The organism is Streptomyces sp. NPDC002004 (assembly GCF_053593975.1).
The window spans coordinates 195898-202935 of the sequence record NZ_JBSFDP010000013.1 but is presented as its reverse complement, the minus strand read 5'-3'; the positions used below and the strand labels follow the sequence as shown (position 1 = coordinate 202935).

Sequence of the window (7038 nt, the reverse complement as noted above, 5' to 3'; positions counted from 1 at the left end):
TTGGGGGTCCCTCCGCGGCAACTTGGGGGGGGCCCCCCCCCCCCGGCGCCCCGCGGGCGGCGGCCCCCGGACGACGGGCGACGGAGGTTCCCTGCTTGCGCCGGGCCCGCAGGGAGCCCGGAGGGAGGGTCACTCGCTGGTGACGGAGGCGGGCCGGCGCGCCTGGGCGCGCTGCTCGATCTTGTCGCGGATCAGGCCCATCTGGATGACCGAGTTGCGGTTGATGTTGTCGGTCATCCACTCGTCGTCGACGGGCGCCTCGGGCTTCATCGCAAATTCCTGCGCCCAGTGCATCCGGGTGCCGTTCGGGGTCTCCGAGTACATCCACTTGATGTTCATGTACTCGAAGGGGCCCGGTTCGACACGGCGGGCTCGGACCGTCAGGCCCGGCCGGTCGGTGGTCCGCTCCGAGACCCAGCTCCAGACCTTGCCGTTCTCGTCGGGGTGCATGGTCAGCCGGAAGGTGGTCTTCTCACCCTCCCGCGCCAGCACCTCCACGGAGGCGTACTCGCTGAACAGCTGCGGCCAGTTCTCGATGTCGTTGGTCATGTCCCAGACGAGGTCGAGGGGGGCGGCGATGGTCACTTCGTTTTCGGTGTGCCCGGTCACATCAGGCTCCTGCCATGAGAGAGTGGTTGACGAGGTCGAGGAATTCACGCGGAGTCCTGCACTTCTCCGCGTCGGTGGGCAGCGCCCGGCCGTGGCTGTTCTCCAGTTCGCCGACGATGCCGAGCAGACCGAGCGAGTCCAGACCGAGGTCCGTGAAGGCGACGTCGATCCGGTCCGCCAGGTCGGACGGGTCGAGGGTGACGCCGGCCGCCTTCTTGATGAGAGCGGTCAGCTGCGGGACGGACAGTTCGCTGTTCATGAGCGGTTTCTCCTTCTCACGAGAGGGCTTCGACGCCGCGCCGCAGCACGAGCGCCGCATTGGAGCCCATGAGTCCCCGGCTGAGTACCAGTGCCGTGCGCAGCTCGGCGGGCCGAGCGTGCGTGGTCACCACGTCGAGGTCATGGCAGACGTCGAAGACGTTGGGGGTGGGGGGTACGAGGCCGTGCTCCATGGCGAGCACCGCGGCGGCCGCGTCCAGTACGGGCGCCCCGCAGTAGGCCCGGCCGATGCCGGTCTTGGGCGCCGTGACCGGCACCCGCCTGCCGTGGGCGCCGAGGGCGTCGGCGACGGCCAGCGCCTCGGCCCGGTCCGCCTCCGGTACGCCGAGCGCGTCGGCGAACACGACGTCTATCTCCTCGGGTGCGCACCCCGCCTCGTGCAGCGCGCCGCGTATGGCGTGGGCGAGGCCCTCCCGGGAGTCCGCCCAGCGGGAGGCCCCGGTGAAGGTCGCGGCGTGGCCGGCTATGTAGGCCCGGGCCGGCACCTCGCGGCGCCGTGCGGCCTCCTCGTCCTCCAGGACGAGCATGGCGCCGCCCTCGGCGGGGACGAAGCCGCAGGCCTCGCTGGTGAAGGGACGGTAGGCGCGGGCCGCGTCCCCGGAGGTGCTGAGGTCCTCGTAGCCCAGCTGGCAGACCACGGAGTACGGAGCGAGGGGGGCCTCGGCCGCACCGACGACGACGGCGTCGGTGCCGCGCAGGATCACCCGGGCGGCATGGGCGAGGGCATCGAGGCCGCCGGCCTCGTCGCTGGCCACCACGCCGCAGGGGCCCTTGAACCCGCCGCGTATGGATATCTGTCCGGTGCTGGCCGCGTAGAACCAGGCGATGGACTGGTACGGGCCCACGAACTTGGAGCCCTGCCCCCACAGCCGTTGCAGCTCCCGCTGCCCGAACTCGCCGCCGCCGGATCCGGCAGCGGTGACGACGCCGACCGAGAACGGCTGCTCGCCGGTGTCGCCGCGGCCGAGCCGGGCGTCCTCCAGGGCGAGATCGGCCGCCGCCATCGCGAAGTGACTGAACCGGTCGGTCTGGACGAGGAACCGCTCCTCGATCAGCGATGCCGGGTCGAAGTGGCGTATCTCGCCGGCTATGCGGAGCGGCAGGTGTTCGCAGCCCTCCCGGGTCACCCGGTCGAGGACGCTTATCCCCTCCTGGGTGGCCTTCCAGAAGGTCTCCGTGCTCAGTCCGTTGGGGGCGATGACGCCTATGCCGGTGACGGCCGCACGGCGTATGTGCTGCGGGCTCATCGTGTCCTCCCGTCTGGTCGGGTCAGAATCACCGCGGACTGGAAGCCTCCGAATCCACTGCCGACCGACAGCACGCTGTCCAGCTTCAGCTCGCGTGCGGTGCGCGGCACGTAGTCGAGGTCGCATTCCGGGTCCGGGGTTTGGTAGTTCGCAGTCGGCGGCACGACCTGGCGGGCGAGTGCCAGGACGCACGCCACGACCTCGATCGACCCAATGGCTCCGAGCGAGTGCCCGACCATGGACTTGATCGAGCTCATCGGGATGTCGTGGGCATGGGCGCCCAGGGACCGTTTCACCGCCGCGGTCTCGTGGCGGTCGTTCTGCTGGGTTCCCGATCCGTGCGCGTTGACGTAGTCGATCTGCGAGCCGTCCATGCGGGCGTGGTCGAGCGCGGTGTCGATGGCGCGGGCCATCTCCAGGCCCTCACGGGTGAGGCCGGTCATGTGGTAGGCGTTGCCGAAGGTGGCGTAGCCGCTGATCTCGCAGTACACGTGCGCGCCACGGGCGCGGGCGTGTTCCAGCTCCTCCAGGACGAGCACGGCGCCGCCCTCGCCCATGACGAATCCGTCGCGGTGCAGGTCGAAGGGGCGGGAAGCGTGCTCGGGGTCGTCGTTGTTGGGGGACGTGGCCTTGATGGCGTCGAAGCACGCCATCGTGATCGGAGAGATGGGCGAGTCGGACGCTCCTGCTATGCACACGTCGACACGGCCGTCCTCCACGGCCTGGAAGGCGTAGCCGACGGCGTCGAGGCCGGAGGTGCAGCCGGTGGAGACGGTCTGCACCGGCCCGTGGGCGCCGAACTGCTCGGCGACCACGGAGGCCAGTGTGCTGGGCGAGAACGCCCGGTGCAGATGGTCCCCGGCCTGGCGGTGGTCGACATCCCACCGCCGGCCGGTCTCACTGACGAGGACGTAGTCGTGCTCGAGGCGCGTGGTCCCGCCCACGGCGGTGCCGAGGGACACACCGATGCGCCACGGGTCCTCCTTCTCCGGGTCGAGCCCGGAGTCCTGCACCGCTTCGCGGGCGGCGACCATGGCGAACTGCACATAGCGGTCGGAGCGCTGGGCCTCCTCCGCGTCGATGCCATGGGCCGCCGGGTCGAAGTCGACTTCGGCGGCGATGCGCGAGCGGAGCCCCACCGGATCGAAGAGCGTGATGCCCCTGGTCGCGGTGCGGCCGCTTGCGAGGAGGTCCCAGAACGCCGGTACGCCCACGCCGCCGGGGGCCACAATGCCGACGCCGGTGACCGCCACGCGTCGGGTCATGACACGGCCTCGGTCGGTTCCGCGGTCCTGGCTTTCCCGGCGGTCTGCGAGGCGCAGGTCTCCTCGGTGTCGACGTGCCCGAGTTCCGGGCGCGGCGCCAGCGGTCCGAGGTGGAAGACCATGCGGGCCTCGGTGTCGCCCACATTGCGAAAGCGGTGCCGCATGTAGGGCGGAATCAGCAGACCCTGGTCGGGCCGGATGGGGTACGTCTCGTCGTCCAGGTCCACCTCGAGGGCACCGCTGACGACGTACACGAATTCCTCGGAGTACGGGTGGTAGTGCTCGCCGATGCGTTCGCCCGGCTGGACGATGGCGAGGCCCATGAAGCCGCTCGTGGCGCCCACCGCCGTGGGGGTGAGCATGGCGCGCAGGTCACCGCCGCGTCTGGTGTTGGGCTGGGTCTCGCTGAGGTCCACGATGCGTGGGCGCTGCGTGGTCATGTGTGCTTCCTCCAGGTGAACGGGTGTCCGATGACGTGTGCGTCCGGTCCCGGTGGGTCCGGCGGCCCGGTCAGTGCTCCGCGCGACGGTCGGTGATCAGCTGCATGTCGGAGTGGGCGAGGAAGCGCGAGACGTCCTTCTCGTTCGCCGGGGCGGCGTCCATGCCCAGTGCGTCGGTGTCGAGCAGCCGGGACAGGACGGCTGCCTTGCGGTCGCCCTTGAGGCCCAGGGAGAGGACCGGGTCGGACTCGATGCGCCCGTGGACGTCGACCAGACGGACCACGATGTCGTCGCGCTGGAAGATCGTGCTGCCGTGCAGCGGGCTGGTCGGGTCGTCCGCGGCGACCTCGTCCAGCTGGGCGAGGAGCTGGGCGAGGGACATGCCGCAGCCCTTCTTGGCCGGGTAGAGCAGGGCGTGCCGCTGGATGTCCGCGCTCTCGTCGGTGCCCATCGCCACGTGGTGCACGGCCGGCAGTGCGGCGCGGGTGAAGAAGACGCGGGCGGAGCCGGGGTCGTTGAGGTCCCGGTCCTGCTCGAGGTAGGGGTTGATGGCCTCCTCGACCGCCCGCACCTCGGGCTGCCTGGCCACGTGGCGCAGTGCGGCCATCAGGTCGCCCTTGACCTCGATCGCGCGGACGACGCGGTTCCCGTGCATGAAGAGGGAGGTACGGCACAGCTTGGTGTTCTCGTCGACCTGCGCCTTCGGCGAGGTGTAGCCGGCGAGGATCTCGGCGACGGTCTCCTCGCTGCCCGGCTTCACGGTGAAGGTGAGGGCGTGGCGCACGACGTTGTCGCCGAGGCGGGCCGAGGGCTGCAGATGCCCCTTGGCCGGCGCGGGCTTCGACGCGGTCGCCTTGCCGGTCTCGCGCAGGATGCTGAATCGCAGCGAGCGGGTGTCACGGACGCAGCTGTGCAGCGGCTGCACCGTCTGGACGTGCTCCTCGCTGTTCACCCAGGCCAGGAAGGGCGGCGCGCTCTCCCACTCGCTGGTGATGAGCCACTGAGAGGGGTTCTCGATGGACTGGCAGAGCTGGTCGCTGATGTGGCCGGGCACGGAGGCCACTTGATTGCGCAGGTGCTCGTAGGCCTCCAGGAACTGCTCCTGGGCTCCGTCGTGGAGGTCCAGCAGCAGGACGACCCGAAGCCGGGAGCCGTCGAACGCAGACTGCGACACTCGTGCGGACTGCGATACACGTTCCGTGATTGTCATCCGGACACATCTCCTTCGGGACCGCGTCGGCGCCACGCCCCTTGTGACGTGACGTCAGGCGTCGGGAATTCACAGTGGGTGATCCCCGGCTGCCCGGGGGCGTCCCCCGGTGGCGAGGGCGAGGATCAGCCCGGAATCCGATCGTGGGTCGGTGCCCGGGACCGCGCGAGTCGCATGAACCACGTGGGTGACGTGCTGGGGAATCCGGGTGAACCAGGTGGGTGACGTGCCGGGTGCGCCGGGCGGCGGGCCGGGGGACGCAGCCGGGTGAATGGGGCGAGCGGACCCTCTCCGGCCGGGCATGGACTCTCCATAGGCGGGGGGTCTGCGGCTGCTGGAGGTACTGATGAACGAACAAGTCGACCACCACGTCCCGGTCCTCATCGTGGGCGGTTCCCTGGTGGGTCTGTCCGCCTCGCTGTTCCTGGCCCGGCACGGCATCGAGCACATGGTGGTCGAGAAGCACGCGGGCACCTCGATGCATCCACGGGGGCGTGGGAACAACGTCCGCACGATGGAGCTGTTCCGGGTGGCGGGCGTGGAGGAGCAGATCCGTGACGCCGCGTCGATCCTCGCGGAGAACCACGGCATCCTGCAGACCCCGTCCCTGTCCGGCGACGAGGGCGAGTGGCTGTTCAAGGAAATCGACCCGGGCGGCGGGCTGGCCCGGATCACGCCCAGCGGCTGGTGCCTGTGCAGTCAGAACGACCTGGAGCCGGTGCTGCTGCGGTACGCGCGTGAGCTGGGCGGAGACATCCGGTTCTCCACCGAGATGCTCTCCTTCGACCAGGACCGGGACGGCGTCACCGCGGTGATGAAGAACCGGGACACCGGCGAGCACAGCACCGTGCACGCGGAGTACCTGATCGCGGCGGACGGGCCGCGCAGCCCGATCCGGGAGCGGCTGGGCATCGGCCAGACGGGTCCCGGGGACCTGTTCCACAACGTCAGCATCACCTTCAATTCCAAGGGCCTCGCGGATGTGGTGGGCGACCGGCGCTTCATCGTCTGCTATCTGACGAACCCCGATGCCGACGGGGCGCTGCTGCCGGTGGACAACGTGGAGAAGTGGGTCATCCACGCGCCCTGGCACCCCGAGAACGGCGAGACGCTGGAGGACTTCACCCCGGAGCGGTGCGCCGATCACATCCGCCGGGCCGTCGGCGCGCCGGACATCGACGTGGAGATCACCGGCAAGGCGCCGTGGCACGCCGCGGAGCGGGTCGCGGCGCGGTACGCGGCCGACCGGGTGTTCCTCGCCGGCGACTCCGCGCACGAGATGTCACCGACGGGGGCCTTCGGGTCCAACACCGGCATCCAGGACGCGCACAACATCGCCTGGAAGCTTGCCGCCGTGCTGAACGGCTGGGCGGGTCCGGGGCTCCTCGAGACCTACGAGGAGGAGCGGCTGCCGGTGGCGAAGGCGACGAGCGAGCGGGCTTCCGCCCGTTCCGTGGAGCACAGCCACCCCGGGTACGCGCCGCCGCCCGGTGCGGGCGGCGGCCCGCAGGGCAACCTGCTCAAGGTGGCGCTCGGCTACCGGTATCCGCGTGGCGCGGTGGCGGGCGCCGACTCGGGGCAGCCGGTGGTGCCCGAGCAGATGCGCTTTTCGGGCGAGCCGGGCAGCCGAGCCCCGCACCTGTGGCTGCTGCGCTCCGGGGTCCGTACGTCCACGGTGGACCTGTACGAGCGGTCCTTCGTGCTGCTCAGCGACGCCGACGACGACGCCTGGCACACGGCGGCGACCAATGTCGCCGAGCGGCTCGCCATCCAGCTGGAGTCGTACCGCATCGGCACCGGTCCGCATGCGGAGCTCGCCCCGGTGGACGGCGCCGACTGGGCCGAGGCCCACGGCGTGACGCGACGAGGGGCGGTTCTGGTACGTCCCGACGGCTATGTCGCCTGGCGCTCGGAGGGCTCCGTCGCCGACCCGCGTGCGACGCTGCACGATCTGATGGCGAGGCTGCTCGACCTGGCCTGACGGCCCG

The 7038-nt window shown here is 70.7% G+C and carries 7 protein-coding genes; 1 reads left to right on the top strand and 6 read right to left on the bottom strand.

Annotation, left to right across the window (positions count from 1 at the left end; all coding sequences use genetic code 11):
• Positions 1–129: 129 nt before the first annotated feature.
• From ACWCP6_RS21470 to ACWCP6_RS21445, 6 genes are all read right to left on the bottom strand, one after another.
• Positions 130–609 (bottom strand): SRPBCC family protein, encoded by a 480-nt coding sequence (locus ACWCP6_RS21470; protein WP_450934068.1) that lies wholly within the window; start codon positions 607–609, stop codon positions 130–132.
• Position 610: 1 nt separating this feature from the next.
• Positions 611–868 (bottom strand): phosphopantetheine-binding protein, encoded by a 258-nt coding sequence (locus ACWCP6_RS21465; RefSeq protein WP_450934067.1) that lies wholly within the window; start codon positions 866–868, stop codon positions 611–613.
• A 16-nt stretch (positions 869–884) separates the two neighbouring features.
• Complete coding sequence (locus tag ACWCP6_RS21460) at positions 885–2135, bottom strand: ketosynthase chain-length factor (protein ID WP_450934066.1); 1251 nt, start codon at positions 2133–2135, stop codon at positions 885–887.
• Positions 2132–3400, bottom strand: coding sequence for a beta-ketoacyl-[acyl-carrier-protein] synthase family protein (locus tag ACWCP6_RS21455; RefSeq protein WP_450934065.1), 1269 nt, complete (start codon positions 3398–3400; stop codon positions 2132–2134). Before ACWCP6_RS21455 ends, ACWCP6_RS21460 begins: the two co-directional genes overlap by 4 nt.
• Entirely contained in the window at positions 3397–3840 is a 444-nt protein-coding gene (locus ACWCP6_RS21450) for a cupin domain-containing protein (RefSeq protein ID WP_450934064.1), read from the bottom strand. The genes ACWCP6_RS21455 and ACWCP6_RS21450 overlap by 4 nt, the downstream gene beginning before the upstream one ends.
• A 70-nt stretch (positions 3841–3910) precedes the next feature.
• Positions 3911–5050: a SchA/CurD-like domain-containing protein gene (locus ACWCP6_RS21445; protein ID WP_450934063.1), complete on the bottom strand. Its 1140-nt coding sequence runs from the start codon at positions 5048–5050 to the stop codon at positions 3911–3913.
• A 346-nt stretch (positions 5051–5396) separates the two neighbouring features.
• Between ACWCP6_RS21445 and ACWCP6_RS21440 the strand changes: the two genes are divergently transcribed.
• Positions 5397–7031 (top strand): FAD-dependent oxidoreductase, encoded by a 1635-nt coding sequence (locus ACWCP6_RS21440; RefSeq protein WP_450934062.1) that lies wholly within the window; start codon positions 5397–5399, stop codon positions 7029–7031.
• The last annotated feature ends 7 nt before the right edge of the window (positions 7032–7038 follow it).